The organism is Bacillus sp. FSL W7-1354, from assembly GCF_038002405.1.
GTDB classification, from domain to species: domain Bacteria; phylum Bacillota; class Bacilli; order Bacillales; family Bacillaceae; genus Bacillus; species Bacillus paralicheniformis.
Genome location: NZ_JBBOCL010000001.1, coordinates 48,333 through 64,220 on the forward strand (window position 1 = coordinate 48,333; position 15,888 = coordinate 64,220).

General features: G+C 46.5%; 11 protein-coding genes. 10 read left to right on the top strand and 1 reads right to left on the bottom strand.

The window, feature by feature from the left end:
- Positions 1-543 precede the first annotated feature (543 nt).
- The 3 genes from MKZ04_RS00340 (at position 544) to MKZ04_RS00350 (ending at position 6,861) form a co-directional block, all read left to right on the top strand.
- Entirely contained in the window at positions 544-2,565 is a 2,022-nt protein-coding gene (locus MKZ04_RS00340; protein WP_020450694.1) for an ATP-binding protein, read from the top strand.
- 112 nt (positions 2,566-2,677) lie between these two features.
- Complete coding sequence (locus MKZ04_RS00345) at positions 2,678-6,280, top strand: 5'-nucleotidase C-terminal domain-containing protein (protein WP_341045015.1); 3,603 nt, start codon at positions 2,678-2,680, stop codon at positions 6,278-6,280.
- Positions 6,277-6,861, top strand: coding sequence for a class D sortase (locus MKZ04_RS00350; protein WP_023856493.1), 585 nt, complete (start codon positions 6,277-6,279; stop codon positions 6,859-6,861). Before MKZ04_RS00345 ends, MKZ04_RS00350 begins: the two co-directional genes overlap by 4 nt.
- Before the next feature lie 31 nt (positions 6,862-6,892).
- On the opposite strand, the gene MKZ04_RS00355 is transcribed toward MKZ04_RS00350, so the two are convergent.
- Entirely contained in the window at positions 6,893-7,810 is a 918-nt protein-coding gene (locus MKZ04_RS00355) for an RluA family pseudouridine synthase (protein ID WP_035339123.1), read from the bottom strand.
- Positions 7,811-7,922: 112 nt separating this feature from the next.
- On the opposite strand from MKZ04_RS00355, the gene MKZ04_RS00360 reads away from it, so the two are divergent.
- From MKZ04_RS00360 to MKZ04_RS00390, 7 genes are all read left to right on the top strand, one after another.
- On the top strand, positions 7,923-8,291 hold the full coding sequence (locus MKZ04_RS00360; RefSeq protein ID WP_026579999.1) for a DUF5365 family protein: 369 nt from the start codon (positions 7,923-7,925) through the stop codon (positions 8,289-8,291).
- Between the two features lie 190 nt (positions 8,292-8,481).
- Positions 8,482-8,886, top strand: coding sequence for a CBS domain-containing protein (locus MKZ04_RS00365; protein ID WP_373367315.1), 405 nt, complete (start codon positions 8,482-8,484; stop codon positions 8,884-8,886).
- A gap of 139 nt (positions 8,887-9,025) precedes the next feature.
- A complete protein-coding gene (locus MKZ04_RS00370) occupies positions 9,026-9,688 on the top strand; it encodes an HAD family hydrolase (RefSeq protein WP_035339121.1) in 663 nt (220 codons plus the stop codon).
- A 23-nt stretch (positions 9,689-9,711) separates the two neighbouring features.
- On the top strand, positions 9,712-11,250 hold the full coding sequence (locus MKZ04_RS00375; RefSeq protein ID WP_020450701.1) for a bifunctional GNAT family N-acetyltransferase/carbon-nitrogen hydrolase family protein: 1,539 nt from the start codon (positions 9,712-9,714) through the stop codon (positions 11,248-11,250).
- 335 nt (positions 11,251-11,585) lie between these two features.
- The gene (gene abc-f, locus MKZ04_RS00380; protein ID WP_341045017.1) at positions 11,586-13,214 is read left to right on the top strand and encodes a ribosomal protection-like ABC-F family protein; all 1,629 of its coding nucleotides are present in this window, start codon (positions 11,586-11,588) and stop codon (positions 13,212-13,214) included.
- A gap of 243 nt (positions 13,215-13,457) precedes the next feature.
- Positions 13,458-14,258, top strand: coding sequence for a formate/nitrite transporter family protein (locus MKZ04_RS00385; RefSeq protein WP_224066885.1), 801 nt, complete (start codon positions 13,458-13,460; stop codon positions 14,256-14,258).
- Positions 14,259-14,965: 707 nt separating this feature from the next.
- Positions 14,966-15,877, top strand: coding sequence for an AEC family transporter (locus MKZ04_RS00390; protein ID WP_020450706.1), 912 nt, complete (start codon positions 14,966-14,968; stop codon positions 15,875-15,877).
- The last annotated feature ends 11 nt before the right edge of the window (positions 15,878-15,888 follow it).

Consider the following 15,888-nt stretch of genomic DNA (forward strand, 5'->3'; position numbering starts at 1 on the left):
GGTCTTGTGTTCAAAGACAATATATCATCTCATTGGTCGAAAGTGGAAATGAGGTCATTTTGGCGTCAAACTGAAAAAAACTGAGGATCAGGAGAGGAAATTCTGGCCGGTTTTGAGATCCCTCGTACCTTTGTAAACGGAGCACATATCTGCCGGGCGATGATGAAATGTTCATGCATGCTTCCGGCAGTTAAAGGAATTCGATGAGTGGATGGATGTTTGATATCCAAAAAACAAATGAGCCGAAACAGGTCGGATTCAAATAAAGGCTGCCGGAAGAAGAATAAAAGACGGATGTCGGTCTTGTGTTCATGCACTTTTGTTTAAATATGGACTGAAAAACAATCGATTTGCAATGCCCGGGTGGATATCGGCATGAAGAACTTTGGCATTTAAAGAAGGTGCCTGGAAACTTTTTATTGCCCCTGCGCGATCTGTAAAGGATTCTCCCTCCGTAAATGATTTCAGCTGCCAATCATCATGAAAATGCAAAAAAGGTGTTTTCCTTTTTGATTTTGCACTTAGAAAAGGAGGAGTTTTGTAATGCTGGGCTCAAGTGAGACGGTTGGAAAAATGTCAGGTTTATTTGGTAATGATTCTGTGTATCCGAAGGTGCAAACAGAAGTATATAAAAAAATCAATGAACTGAGTGGTTTTCATAGGCTGGATGATATTTATCTTTCCTTGATCGACCAGTATATGTTTCCTTGTCTGATCCTGAATGACCGGGGAGAAATTGTCGCGTCCTCAGAAAGTGCCGATCAATATTTGAAAAGTTCAAAAGGCAACATTCATCAAGCTTTTCCCGCGAGCTTATCCGTGCAGGTCAATGCCGCTTTACAACGGGCAAAAAAAGAGAAAAAAGTGTCGTTTAAAAACGTTCCGATTTATTTAAGCGGAGAACTATCCTTTGTTCATTTGACATTAAAAAGTTTCTTCCGCCAGTATCACAAGCTTTATGTACTGTTTATCGAAAAAGCAAAAGAAGAGGCTGCCCGCGCGCCGGTATCCGGCGGAGAGGACGGCCAGCTTCATCTCCAACATCTGTACCGGACGGTAAAAGAGCTCGAAGCGTCCAACGACGCTTTGGTGTCCGCCAATCAAAAGCTTCAGGAAGAAAACAAAAAATTAACGGCGCTAAACAGGGCGTTTGAAAAGAAAGTGAATGAGCTGAACACCCTTAAAAATGATCTGAACAATCTGCTGACGAGCACGAACATCGCCGCCGTTTTTTTGGATCAGGAATTGAAATTGAAATTATTTACGCCAGAAGCCGCCAATATGTTCGACCTGAAAAAGGAGGACCTTTCAAGGCCTGCCGATAAGCTGACAGAGAGGTTCAACTATGAGGAGTATGCCGATGACTTAAAGCGGATGCTTTATGAAAACAAGACGGTCGTAAAAGAGTTCGAAATGCCAAACGGCGGCTGGTATGCCGTGAAAATGATGCCTTATTATGCTTCGGGGAAAAAGATTGAAGGCATTGTTGTCACGTTCACGAATGTCACTGAACTGAAAAAGACAAACGAGGCCCTGCACATCAGCTCACAGGCTATTGATCAAAGTCCGGCCAACATATTGCTCACTTCGGTCGACGGTTCGGTTACTTATGCAAACAAACGCTTCTGCCGGATGCTCAGAAAACAACAGGATGACATCATCGGCAGGGATGTATTTGACATTTACCGCAAGCATTTTCACTGTGATGATCTCCATCGCTACTGGAAGCACGTCCTTGATAAGAAACCATGGTCAGGGGATCTTCATTACCAGGATGGGGAGCAGCAGGACAGGTGGGAGCAAACCTCCCTTGTTCCTGTGGAGGACAGCGCAGGGAACGTGCATCAGGTGATGCTGATATCCGAGGACATTACAAACCAAAAGCGGTCTGAAAAAATGCTTATGAAATCGGAAATGCTGTCAGCGGTCGGGCAGCTCGCTGCCGGGATCGCTCATGAAATACGGAATCCCCTCACATCTCTGAAAGGGTTCCTCCAGCTGATGATCCAGTCTAAAAAATATCAAAAAGACTATGCGGAAGTGATGATGTCCGAATTCATCAGGCTTGAAGCGATTATCAACGAATTTCTCGTATTGGCCAAAACAAAATCGACTACATTTGATCCGGTTCAGGTCAACTCGATTGTTGAAGATGTCTGCATGGTATTGGAGTCGCAGGCCGTGCTGAACAATGTGCGGATCGAGAAACAGCTGAGCGGAGATCTCCCTGAGATTCTTGCTGTATCAAATGAACTGAAACAGGTTTTCCTCAACATATTAAAAAATGCGATCGAGGCGATGGAGGATGTTGAAGGCTTTATCACAATACGTTCCTACTTTGAAAAAGACAGCGTATTCATCACCTTTGAAGATCAGGGAAAGGGCATCTCAAAAGATGTGCTTGAAAAGCTTGGGGAGCCATTTTATACAACGAAGGAAAAAGGAACCGGGCTCGGATTAATGGTTACATTTAAAATTATTGAAAATCACGGCGGAAGCATTCATTTTGAAAGCGAGGAAGGAAAAGGAACGACCGTAAAATTGAAGCTTCCGATTAAAGAATGAGAATGCGGTCATCCCTGTTCTCATTCTTTTTTGAAAATTTTACAAAAAAATTATATGTTCTTTATCATTATCAGATAAACTTGACAGGAAGCAAAAAACGGGAGGCGAATATATGGTCAATGTTCTAAAGTGTCGTTTTTTAGCTGGTTTGACGATCACCCTTATGATGATTGCGTCTTTTTTAGCGCCGTTTGCGGACGTATCGCGCGCTTCAGAAACGATTACCGTAGAAGAAGCGATTAAGCACAACGAAGGGCATGCAGCCGTTGAAGGGTATGTCGTCGGGCATACTGTGTCGAGCGGCCATTATCGTTTCAGCGGAAATTTCGCCAACGATTATAACATCGCAATCGCAGATAAAAAAGAGGAAACATCACCTGAGAACATACTCCCCGTGCAGATACCCGCATCTTTCAGAGACCAGTTCGGTTTAAAGACAAACCCTCATCTCATCGGAAAAAAACTCATCATTGAAGGCGAACGCTCTACATATTTTAATTCCCCCGGTTTGAAATCCGTTCAATCCATCACATTTTCCGGAGGCGATGCGCCGCCAGTCCAGCCGGAGATCAAAACGATAGCCGAGGCGCGCAAGCTTTTAAATGAAACGGTCAAAATCAAAGGAATCGTCACTGCGGATCAAGCAGCTGTCGGAGGAGGAAAACTGTCCACATTTATTCAGGACGACACGGCGGGAATCAATATTTATTCCGCTGTACAAGACGATTTTCCGGAGCTGAAAGAGGGGATGTCTGTCTCGGTCACAGGGAAGATCACGACATTCAAAGGTTTGACAGAAATTGTTCCTGTACCGTCAGGCATTGAAGTAACCGGAGAAGGAGCGGTACTGCCTGACCCTGTTCCGTTGACCATTAAAGATGTGCTCGATCACGGAACGGCAGCTGAATACGAAGGCCGGCTTGTGAAGATGAAAGGCTTTATTGAAACAAAGCCGGATGCGCCGGCAGGCGGCGGCTATAATATCACGATGATCGATGAAAACTATCATCCGCTCACACTAAGGGTGATGGAACAAACGAACGCCGCCGAATCGATAGAACAAGGACAATGGTACGAAATTACCGGCGTGTTAAGCCGTTATGATACGGTGCAGCTTCTGCCAAGAAAGCAGGACGACCTTCAGATATTAGACGGCGTCGCGCATCCTCCCCCCGCTGCTGAAGGGGAATACGAAAGTGTTGTCGAACGAGTTGTTGACGGGGATACGATCCACTTAAAAGAGCCGGTTCTCGGATCTACAAAAGTCCGCTATGTCAACATAGATACAGCCGAAACTTATCATACGCCGAAAAATGAATTAGATGAAAACCAGCTGAAACATGGAAACAAGGCGAAGGAATATTTGCAGTCTATATTGGCTCCGGGAGACAAAGTCACTGTGAAGGTGGGCAAAGAAGCAAAAGACAGCTACGGCCGCCTGCTTGCCCAAGTCATCACTGAAGACGGCGTCAATACGAATTTGCAGCTTGTCCAAAAGGGGATGGCTGTCACCTATTTCATTTGGCCGATTGGAAGCGATGAAGACTATCAATTGTTTCAAAGCGCCGTCAAAAAGGCGAAAGACGAGAAAATCGGCATTTGGAATCCCGCTGATCCCCTCCTCGAAATGCCGTTTGAATTTCGTGCCAGGGAGCAAGGCAAAGGGCTGACGCGGCACGTCGGAGACTCTGCGGAAAAAACGTATGTTGCGCCTGAAAAGTGGCGAGAGATTCCGGTGGAAAGACGAATTTTCTTTGCGACGGCTGAAGAAGCGGAAGCTGCAGGCTATTCGAAAAAAGAGCAAAGCGGCAATATTCCGCTGCGTCTGTTAAGCATGAATGATCTGCATGGAAAGATCGATCAGCAATATGAGCTCGATCTAAACGGCGATGGCCGGACGGATGGAACATTCGGCAGGATGGATTATGCAGCAGCATTAATCAAAGAAAAAAAATCCGAACGTGAAAATACGCTGATCGTCCATGCAGGCGATATGATCGGAGGAAGCTCGCCGGTTTCTTCCCTGCTTCAAGACGAACCGACAGTTGAAGTCATGGAGGAAATCGGATTTGACATTGGAACCGTCGGGAACCACGAGTTTGATGAAGGGACCGAAGAGCTGCTGCGCATGTTGAACGGCGGCGAACACCCTGAAGGGAAAGGGACAAAAGGTTATGACGGACAGAATTTCCCGCTTGTCTGCGCCAATTGCAAGTTGAAAACAAGCGGGGACAGCTTTCTTCCTCCATATGAAATCATTGAAGTTGAAGGAGTGCCTGTCGCTTTTATCGGCGTCGTGACACAGGCGGCTGCCAATATGGTCATGCCCGAAGGGATTCGCTCAATTGAATTTACAGATGAAACAAAGGCCGTCAACCAGGCTGCAAAAGAATTGAAAGCGAAAGGGGTCCGGGCGATAGCGGTGCTCGCCCATATGACAGCTTCCCAGGACGGCGGAGTTGTGACCGGTGAATCAGCCGAACTTGCCAAAAAAGCAGATCCCGAGATCGATGTTATCTTTGCCGGCCACAATCATGAAGTGGTCAACGGCCAAGTCAATGATATTTTAATCGTTCAAGCATACGAATACGGGAAGGCAATCGGTGTTGTCGATCTTGAAATCGATCGGGAATCGAAAGACATTGTTCAAAAGAAAGCGGAAATCGAATATGTGAATCAGGAAAAGCTCAAGCCTGATCCGGCGGTCGGTCAGATACTGGATAAATATGAGCAGATGGTTGCGCCGATCATCGGTGAGAAAGTCGGTGAAGCAGCGCACGACATGGCAGGAGGCTATTCAAATGACGGAGACACCCCTCTCGGAAATCTGATTGCTGACGGCATGCGGCACGCGATGAATTCAGATTTCGCATTGATGAACGGGGGCGGGATCCGCCAAGATTTAAAAAAAGGAACGATTACATGGGGAGACTTGTTCAATATCCAGCCTTTCGGCAATGTACTCGTCAGGCTTGAAATTAAAGGAAGGGATTTATACGATATTATAGACGCGCAAATATCCCCATCATACGGTCCGGATTACTCGATCAGCGGCTTTACCTACACATGGGACCCGAAAACAAATAAAACCGCGGATATCTTTCTTGAGGACGGAACGCCAATTGATTTAGACCGGACATATACGCTGACCGTAAACAATTTTATGGCATCTGCTTCGGGCAGCAAGTATTCGCCGATTTCCCGGCTTGGAAAAAATTCGGTCACAGGGCCGGAGGATATCGAAGCCACAGTAGAATTTGTCAAAAGCTTTAAAGAACCGATCGCTTATGCTGCCGAAGGACGAATCAAAAAATTAGCAGAAGATGATTCGCGTCCGGGAGAAGAGCTAGCTGATCCTGATGATGAAGAAAAACCCGGAAGCGGAGGCGCTGATCCGAATGACGAAGAAAAACCGGCTGGAGATAAGGGCGATGGAGAAAAGCCCGGCTATGACAGCGGAGAAAAGCCGGTTCATGGCGATACGTCAAAGAGCGGAGCTGCTCCTGTTGCAGGCGTGACGATCGGTGAAGGGGCGGATGCGCCGGAGGAGAAGATGGACGGTCTGTCAAATGATGCGTTTCTGTCAGATTCGCGTGAAGAGCACAAGCTGCCCGATACGGCGGCCTTTTACGGCGGTTTCCTTTTGTACGGCTTCCTGACATTTATGTTTGGAGCGATTCTTTATATGCGGAAAAGGGGTATTGCAAAACTATGAAAGTCAAGATGTTATCGTTTCTGCTTATGACGGCGGGGCTTGCCATTTTTGCATACGGCGGCTGGAAAATATTCGATATGAACAGACAGACCGATATTTCTTTAACTGCAGCAAAAGAAGCCATTGCATCGAGTCAATCCGTCCGTTCAGCAAAGCATCCCTCAGCGCCCGCATCGTTTAAACCCGACAACGGCGAAGCGGCAGGCATCCTCCATATTCCCAGACTGGACGCTGAGCTTCCCATCGTTGAAGGAACTAGTCCCGATGATTTGAAAAAAGGTGTCGGTCATTATAAAGACAGCTATTATCCAAAACAAAACGGGCAAATTGTTCTTTCGGGGCACAGGGATACGGTTTTTCGCAGAACAGGAGAGCTTGAAATCGGAGATAAGCTGAAAATCGAGCTTCCATACGGAAGCTTCGAATATGAAATCACACACACGAAAATTGTTGATCAAGATGATACATCCATCATCACGCTGCAGCACGAAAAAGAAGAACTGCTGTTAACGACATGCTATCCGTTTTCTTATGTCGGAAATGCGCCTGAGCGCTATATTATGTATGCAAAACCGCTTTAAGGCTGTCCTTAATGGACTGCCTTTTTTATGTTTAATCAATCGTGCCGAACAGTCGTCCGATTTCGTCTTTCAAGTCATCCGGCAGCGGTGCTGTGACAGTGACGGGTTCTTTTGTGATCGGATGGGTGACATTGATTTCGATCGCGTGAAGAGCCTGCCTCGGAAAAAGCCCCTCTGAACCGCCGTATAAAGTGTCGCCTGACAAAGGATGACCGATGCTTGCAAGGTGAACACGTATTTGGTGGGTTCGGCCTGTCTCCAGCTGCAGCCTGCATAGTGTAACATCGTGCCGGCTGTCATACTCTTTCGATTCAAAATGGGTCACGGCGGGCTGTCCGGAATCGGACACCCTTCTTCTGACGGGGTGGTACCTGTCTCTGCCGATCGGCGCCGAAATGGTTCCTGTTCTTTTTCTGAATTTCCCTTCCGCTACAGCTAGATATGTACGCGACAGTTCTTTTCTTTGCAGCTGTTCGTCTAAAAGGGCGTGGGCGAGGCGGTGCTTTGCAAAAACGACAGCGCCGCTCGTATCCTTATCAAGACGGTGGACGTGCCGGACTTTACGCTCCTCGCCGTTCATTTGAAAATAAAACGCCACAAGATTGCTCAGCGTGCCGGTCTGGCCAGCTTCATTCGGATGTGTCGCCATTCCCGCCGGCTTATTGACAATGAGCATATGATCATCTTCAAACAGAACGGGAAGTTCCCCGTATTCAGGGACGATTCCGCTTTCTTCCTCCTCCCTGAGATCGATCATCACGCTGTCTCCGCTCTCCAGCCGAACGTTATGATCTACGGGTTTATGATTCACTTTAATTTTCTCGTTTGCGACCCAGTATTGAATGACAGGCTTCGATGCTTTCGCTTCTCTTTTTAGAAATGCAAATAAATGTTCGCCGTCATGCCGGCTGCCTGCACTAAAGATTAAGCCGTGGTTTTTTTGGTTCATTTTTACTGCTCCTTTCTGTAAAAAGCGTTCAGCCATTAGGAAACACTTACCTTCACAGCCCATTGTTTATGTATGATATTCTGATTGAAGAGATTTGAACAAGGGATGAAGGGTGATCAATTTGCGAATTGTAAAGGCAGCAACTGAAGAACAAGAAATTTATATAGAAGAGCTTGTATCAGAGCTGTATCAAATATTTCCATTGTACTTGAATAAACAAAAAATAAAAGAACTTAAAAAGCAGGGCATGCTTGAATTGAAAGAGGATGAATACAAAGGAACGCTCGATGAGGCGTTTCAGATTATGACAAGCCTGCAATTGATCCATGCCTTATTAACTAAGGCGAAGCGCCGGTGGATGCTGAAAGACCGTGATTTGTTCGATAAAAACTGCCGCAAGCTGAATGACTGCGGTTTGTACTTCCCTCTGACATCCGCCGACTTTCATATCGTGAATACCGAGAATAAAATGCTGATGTAAAATCGGCTTTTGCCTGAATTGAAAGAGCTTGTTCCGTTTTCGGAAAAGCTCTTCTTTTTATGAAAAGATGATATAAGAAATAAGCTGAAAACACAATGAAATGGTGCCAACTTCCTTTTTAGCATGTGCGCGACCTGTACATACTAACAATCGAAAGGGGTGCAGTCTATTGACGACAATCAGCAATGCAATGTCTAAGCAAGTGGCGACAATTTCTTCCAATCAAACGGTTCAAGAAGCGGCTGAGTTGATGAGCCGTCATAATATAGGGGCGATCCCGGTCGTAGATCAAGGCGTGTTAAAAGGAATGATCACAGACCGTGATATCACACTCAGAACGACAGCGGAAGGCCAGGATGGACAGACACCTGTTTCAAACGTGATGACAACAAATGTTGTTTCAGGGAATCCGAACATGAGCCTTGAAGAAGCATCACAGCTGATGGCTCAAAGTCAAATCCGCCGTCTGCCGATCGTCGATAACAACCATTTAGTCGGGATTTTGGCGCTCGGGGATCTGGCGGTAAACGAAATGTCCAACGAATCTGCCGGACAGGCGCTTACGAACATCTCCACTCCGGCACGGACTCAGTAAGAACCGGAAGAGCTTGCCTCTTACAGCAGGCTCTTCTTCATTTATACATACCGGTTTTTAGTGTCTTCTCTTTTCAAGGGGCGGCAAGAAGGATACAATGAATGGTGCAAACAGTCAAAAGGAGTTGGGCTAAAGCGCGATGATTAAAGCAGTGGTTTTTGATTTTGACGGTCTTATTTTAGATACAGAAACGCATGAATATGAAGTGCTCCAGGAAATTTTTGAAGAACACGGCTCAGAGCTGCCTATGTCGGTTTGGGGAAATGTCATCGGCACGGCCGCCGGATTCCAGCCGTTTTCTTATCTGGAGGAACAGCTGCAAAAAAAGCTGGACCATGAGCAATTGACGAAATTGAGGCAAGAGCGTTTTACGAAAAGAATGGAAAGCGAAAAAGCGCGTCCCGGTGTGGAAGCTTATTTGTCCGCGGCGAAAGAGCTCGGTTTAAAAATCGGCTTGGCGTCAAGCTCGGATTATAAATGGGTGTCTCAGCATTTGAAACAAATCGGCCTGTACGATGATTTCGAGTGCATCAGAACGGCCGATGATGTTGAGGAAGTCAAACCGAACCCGGAACTCTATTTAAAAGCGGCGGAGTGTCTCGGTGTGAATCCTGAGGAGTGCATTGCATTTGAAGATTCTGTTAACGGATCAGTCGCCGCGAAAAGAGCCGGAATGAAATGTGTGATTGTACCGAATAAAGTAACGAAAAGCCTGCTGTTCGAGCATTATGACCACCGTTTGGAATCAATGGCGGAAATGGAGCTGGAGCAGCTGATCGAAAAAATTTCCAATCCATCATAAAGAAGGCAGAGGAGGAATGGGACGTGTCTGAAAAACTGGATCTTTCCCGCTTTGAAAAAAAGATTGTCATCCGCAATATTGAAGAAAAAGATATCGACAGCATCATCGGGCTTCAAGAGCTATGTTTTCCGGGAATGATCCCATGGAAACGGGAACATCTGGAAAGCCATTTGGAACACTTCCCGGAAGGCCAGTTTTGCGCAGAGCTTGACGGAGAAGTCATCGGTTCCTGTTCAAGCCTGTTGATCAACTTTGATGAATATGATGACAGACACACATGGCAAGATATTACAGACGACGGGTATATTACGAATCACAATCCCGACGGTTTAAACATGTACGGGATCGAGGTCATGGTTCATCCTGAATACAGACGGATGAAGATCGGCCACCGTCTCTATGAAGCGCGTAAAGATCTGGCAAGGCGCTTGAATTTAAAGAGCATTATCATCGGCGGCAGGATTCCAAACTATCATAAGTACGCTTCCGAGATGACGCCGAGGGAGTATGTCGAACAAGTCATCCACCACCAGATCTATGATCCGGTTCTTTCGTTTCAACTGTTGAACGGATTTACGATGATGAGGATCAATCCGAACTATCTCCCGGATGACAGAGCATCAAGCAAATATGCGACATTGATGGAGTGGAATAATGTCGACTACTTGCCGCAGACGAAGCGCTATTACAAATCAGCTTTTCCGGTGAGAATCTGTGTGATTCAATATGAGATGAAGCAGATTCATTCCTTCGAGGAGTTTGCCAACCAAGTCGAATACTATGCAGACGTGGCTTCAGACGCGGGAGCGGATTTTGCCGTCTATCCCGAAATCTTTACGACGCAGCTGATGTCGTTTCTTGAAGAGCGTTCACCGAGCCTGGCTGTTCAGCGGATCACTGAATATACAGAAGACTATATCAGCCTGTTCACAGATCTTGCCGTTAAATACAATGTCAACATTATCGGCGGTTCCCACTTCGTTGAAGAAGAAGGGAAGATCTACAATATCGCTTACTTGTTCAGAAGGGACGGAACTATCGAAAAGCAATATAAGCTTCATATTACCCCGAATGAACGAAAATGGTGGGGCATCAGCAGGGGGGACGAGGTGCGCGTCTTTGACACAGACTGCGGCAAAATCGCGATCCAGATCTGCTATGACATCGAGTTCCCGGAGCTCGGCAGAATCGCAACCGAAAAAGGGGCGAAGATTATTTTCACCCCTTTCTGCACGGAAGACCGCCAAGGCTATTTGCGAGTCAGATACTGCGCTCAAGCAAGAGCGGTTGAAAATCAGGTGTACACGGTTATTTCCGGTACGGTCGGCAATCTGCCGCAAACCGAAAATATGGATATCCAATATGCACAATCCGCGATTTTTGCTCCTTCAGATTTTGAATTCGCAAGGGATGGAATCGTCGGAGAATGCAATCCGAACATTGAAATGGTGGTCATCGGCGATGTCGACCTGGAAATTCTCAGAAGGCAGCGGCAGGACGGAACCGTCCGGCAGCTCAAGGACAGACGCCATGACATCTACCGGATTCATTATCAAAAATAGCAGATTCGTGTGCCGGCCGTTTTAGGCCGGCTTTTTCATGTTGACTTTTATCTTTATTTTTCATATATTGTAACTATTAAAAGGAGGTGGAAAAGATGAATCAAACTGGTAAGCGTATGACGGATATGCAAGCTCATCTGTATATTTGTCGCGCGATTTTTTCCGGGGTATGCGTATTACGGGATCAGTCTGCCCTTTTTTACACATTCAATTGGAAAAAATACCAGTGAGAGACATCTGCCCACAATCGGATTTTTGATGCTGACGGCGGGGTGTAAGCTCTGCCGTCTTTTTTTATGCTCGGTGTCTCTTTACGGAGTGCGGAGGAAAAATAGATGATGATATGCAGTTTGCAACATGTCGGGCAAACATACGGAGGACATACGATTTTCAGCGGGCTGTCATGGGACCTGCACCAAGGGGAGCGAATCGGTCTGATCGGACGAAATGGGGAAGGGAAAACAACGTTGTTGAAGCTGATCGGCGGCCAAGCGAAACCTGATGAAGGCCTTGTGACTTGGAAAAAAGGATTATCAACGGGGCTCTTGGAGCAGAATCCCGCATGGGACGGCAGCCAAACGGTAAAAGAGCTGCTGTATGATGTTTTTTCGTCATTATGGGACACACAGCAGAAGCTTTCCCGGATTGAACGGCAATTGGCCGTTGAAAAGGACGAGGAAAAACTCAGTCTTCTATTGGAAAAGTACGGGGCTTTACAAGATGAATTTCAGCGGAAAGGCGGCTACGGCATCAGTGCGCAAATCGAACGGGTAGCGCACGGCTTAAATATCGAGCGGCTACTCGATGCCGAGTGGCGGGAGTTAAGCGGAGGAGAACGGACGAAAGCGGGTCTTGCCAGGCTTCTCTTGGCAGCTCCGGATCTGCTTTTACTGGATGAACCGACAAACCATTTGGATTTGACAGCGATCGAATGGCTGACGTCTTTTTTAAAGCAGTACAAAGGCACAGCAGTCATTGTATCGCATGATCGCTATTTCCTGGATGAAGCGGTCACCTCAATTCTTGAAATCGACCAGGGAGAGCTTCACTTTTCCAAAGGCAGCTATACACATTATGCCGATGAACGGGAAGAGCGCCTCATGAGAGAATTTCATGACTATCAGGATCAGCAGAAGAAAATCAAAAAAATGAAGGACACGATCAAGCGGCTGAAGGAATGGGCGAATCGCGCCAATCCTCCGAATGATGGCCTGCACCGGCGAGCCAAAAGCATGGAAAAAGCTTTGGAGCGCATGGAGAAGGTGAAGAAACCCGTACTGGAACGCAAAAAGATCGATTTAGCTTTCACCATGGATGAACGAAGCGGAAAAGATGTCATCAGGCTTGAGGATGTCTGCAAAAGCTTCGGTGAGCGGTTGCTTTTTGACAATCTCAGTATGCATGTCCGTTTTCAGGAGCGCGCGGCCATCGTCGGAGAGAACGGCAGCGGCAAAACGACGCTGCTCAACATCATTAGCGGAAAGGAAACTCCGGATAGCGGTGACGTGCAGCTTGGCAGCAATTTATCGGCCGCATATCTGACGCAGCATGTCGGCGAAATGGAGGAAGAGCGCACGGTTTTAGCCGAATTCCGTGAACATGTTTCTGCATCAGAAGGCGAAGCCAGAATGTTGCTTGCAAAGTTTTTGTTTTTCGGCCAATCCGTCTTTCAAAAAGTGAAAAATTTAAGCGGAGGCGAACGGATGCGGCTTCGCTTGGCCCAGCTCGTTCACCAAAACCATAATGTGCTGATCCTCGATGAGCCGACAAACCATTTGGACATCGAATCGAAGGAGATGCTTGAAGAAGCATTAAGCCAATTTCAAGGGACGATTATCGCGGTTTCGCACGACAGATACTTTCTTGACCGGCTTTTCAATGTCACCTGGTGGCTTGACGGCAGAAAACTCGTCAAGTATGAAGGGAACTATACATTCGCAAGAGAGAAGCGGCGGCAGGGTTGACACATTTTTATCACATTTGATAGGATATTGCTACAGTTATAGAAGGCAAAAGCATGGAATATATGCACGGACTGTATATATTCTCTTTCGATATCTTAATTCTGCTTGATTTTGTTGTATGGGTATGCATACAAGTTAGGCAGCATTCAAACGCCTGGTTGACACAGGTTATTTGAGTGCTGCCTTTTTTTATTGTCTTTCTGCCATAACTGTGAGAAAAGAAGAAATAATGGAGGTTTTAGTATGGCTTTTCGAAAACCGGATGAAATAGCGGATGCGGCAATTGAAGCAGGAATGAAAAAAATACAGCTCCCGCTGCCGTCTCTGCTTGTATTGGGGTTTTTAGGCGGCGCATTTATCGCGCTTGGGTACTTGCTTGATATCAGGGTAATCGGCGACCTGCCGAAAGAATGGGGAAGCCTGTCCAGTCTGATCGGAGCTGCCGTATTTCCTGTCGGTCTGATCCTTGTGGTGCTCGCTGGCGCTGAATTGATCACAGGGAATATGATGTCCGTTGCGATGGCTTTATTTTCAAGAAAAATATCACTGAAACAATTGGCGGTTAACTGGGGAATCGTTACGATTATGAACTTAATCGGGGCACTGTTTGTTGCTTACTTTTTCGGACATTTGGTTGGATTGACTGAAACAGGCCCTTATTTAGAAAAAACGATCGCCGTTGCACAAGGGAAACTCGATATGAGCTTCGGCAAGGTTCTCATTTCCGGCATCGGCTGTAACTGGCTTGTATGTCTTGCGGTATGGCTTTCTTTCGGCGCACAAGACGGAGCAGGGAAGATCCTTGGCATCTGGTTCCCAATTATGGCTTTTGTCGCAATCGGATTTCAGCACGTTGTCGCCAACATGTTTGTGATTCCCGCAGCCATTTTTGCAGGCTCGTTCACATGGGGGCAGTTTATCGGAAACATCATTCCGGCTTTTATCGGCAATGTCATTGGCGGATCCGTGTTCGTCGGTCTCATTTATTTTATTGGATACCACAAGAAAGACCGCTCCAGAAAAGAAATGAAGCGGGTATCATAAACAAAGGGCAAACATACAAATGCCGTCCGTTTTTGGAAAAAGATGATGATGAAATGGGATTAGGCGGGTGTACTTCAAAGTAAGAAAAAAGCAACGGAGGCTGAACAGCATGACAATGAGACAGCAGAATGTGATACACAAGGAAAAGCTCATGGCTCATTCAGCCTGTGGAAGAATTCGTGTCCTTCCTTAACCAATGCTTATCGCACCTATTAAAATCGGAATAGACGGACATCCGCAACTCCCCGCAGGCAGTAGAGACAATGTATGTCTTCTTTTGTCTGCGGTTTTTATTTGCCCGCGGCAGAAAAAATGATGCCCTTTGAAAGGACAGTGAAAAAGACAGTTGCATTCGCCTAAACCAGCAAGACCGAAAGGCTGCCGGTCATATAAAAATCCTGAAACATGCCCATTGCTTGAGCACTGCCAAGATCAAAGAACCGCCAGAAAGTCATCATCCGACATGTACGGGAGGCCCGCAAAATCGTTTGTCTGTTTCAGGGGAAACGGAATGTGAGTGAACAAGTTCTCCTTACAGCCGCATCCCAGTACATGAAGAAGATTGCCGCATACCTAGCCAAGTAGGGCCGGGTATGCGGGATCTCTTTTACTGCAAACGGGCTGGAAACACCGTTGAAAACAAACGGAATTTTCTATATGATTGATAGTATTAATGAGAACGGTTATACATAAAAAGAAGGTGCATCATGGAGTTTGTGCTTGTTTTACTGCCGGTTTTCGGGATATTTGCGATCGGGTTCATCGGACAAAAGCTGCTTCATTTTGATATTCAGAACCTATCTAAAATGTCCCTGTATTTAATGTCTCCGTTTTTAGCGTTTGATACGTTTTATGAGAACAAGCTGACGATGGATTATATCTATATGTCTGTCTATTGTCTCGGCCTCTGTTTCATTTTGATTCTATTTGTCTACCTCATTTCATATGTTCACGGGTATTCCAATCAGGAGCGATGCGCTCTCGTTTTATCATCCGCTTTCATGAATAACGGAAACTACGGCACTCCCGTCGTCCTGCTTGTCTACGGCACGGCCGGGCTTGATATCGCCGTTGTGCTGATGGTGCTTCAGCAGCTTGTCATGAGCACGATCGGCATATATTATGCAGCGAAAGGAAGCCCTGAAGCGGGCGGATTTAAAATTGTGATGACAAGGGTTATCCGGATGCCGGTCGCATACGGTGCCCTGCTCGGCATATGCTTTCAGCTGGGGCATATTTCGATTCCCGAACAGTTAATGACGGGAATTAAATTGGTGGGGGACGCCGCGATTCCGACGATTATGATTATTCTCGGCATGCAGCTTGCGGTGATTTCCTTTCAACATATCGAATACCGGAAAATTTCTTACTCGCTTTTGCTGAAACTATTCGTGTCTCCGCTCATTGCCTTGGGGTTTGCGCTGATTCTTCCCGTCGACGGGCTGGTTAAACAGATCATGGTGTTGGCGGCGGCCATGCCGACAGCGGCGAATACGACTTTGATGGCGGTGCAGTTTGAAACAAAGCCGGAAATCGTTTCAAGCGCGACGTTTATCAGTACAATGCTCAGCATCGTCACCCTTCCGGTCGTGCTGTGGCTGCTTTCATTATGGGGCTGACCTCTTTTTTC

What these genes read in the sequence shown, in the direction of transcription:
- MKZ04_RS00340 (WP_020450694.1), top strand. Translation starts at nt 544, where the DNA reads ATGCTGGGCTCAAGTGAGACGGTTGGAAAAATGTCAGGTTTATTTGGT.
- MKZ04_RS00345 (WP_341045015.1), top strand. Translation starts at nt 2,678, where the DNA reads ATGGTCAATGTTCTAAAGTGTCGTTTTTTAGCTGGTTTGACGATCACC.
- MKZ04_RS00350 (WP_023856493.1), top strand. Translation starts at nt 6,277, where the DNA reads ATGAAAGTCAAGATGTTATCGTTTCTGCTTATGACGGCGGGGCTTGCC.
- MKZ04_RS00355 (WP_035339123.1), bottom strand. Translation starts at nt 7,810, where the DNA reads ATGAACCAAAAAAACCACGGCTTAATCTTTAGTGCAGGCAGCCGGCAT.
- MKZ04_RS00365 (WP_373367315.1), top strand. Translation starts at nt 8,482, where the DNA reads ATGTCTAAGCAAGTGGCGACAATTTCTTCCAATCAAACGGTTCAAGAA.
- MKZ04_RS00370 (WP_035339121.1), top strand. Translation starts at nt 9,026, where the DNA reads ATGATTAAAGCAGTGGTTTTTGATTTTGACGGTCTTATTTTAGATACA.
- abc-f (WP_341045017.1), top strand. Translation starts at nt 11,586, where the DNA reads ATGATGATATGCAGTTTGCAACATGTCGGGCAAACATACGGAGGACAT.
- MKZ04_RS00385 (WP_224066885.1), top strand. Translation starts at nt 13,458, where the DNA reads ATGGCTTTTCGAAAACCGGATGAAATAGCGGATGCGGCAATTGAAGCA.
- MKZ04_RS00390 (WP_020450706.1), top strand. Translation starts at nt 14,966, where the DNA reads ATGGAGTTTGTGCTTGTTTTACTGCCGGTTTTCGGGATATTTGCGATC.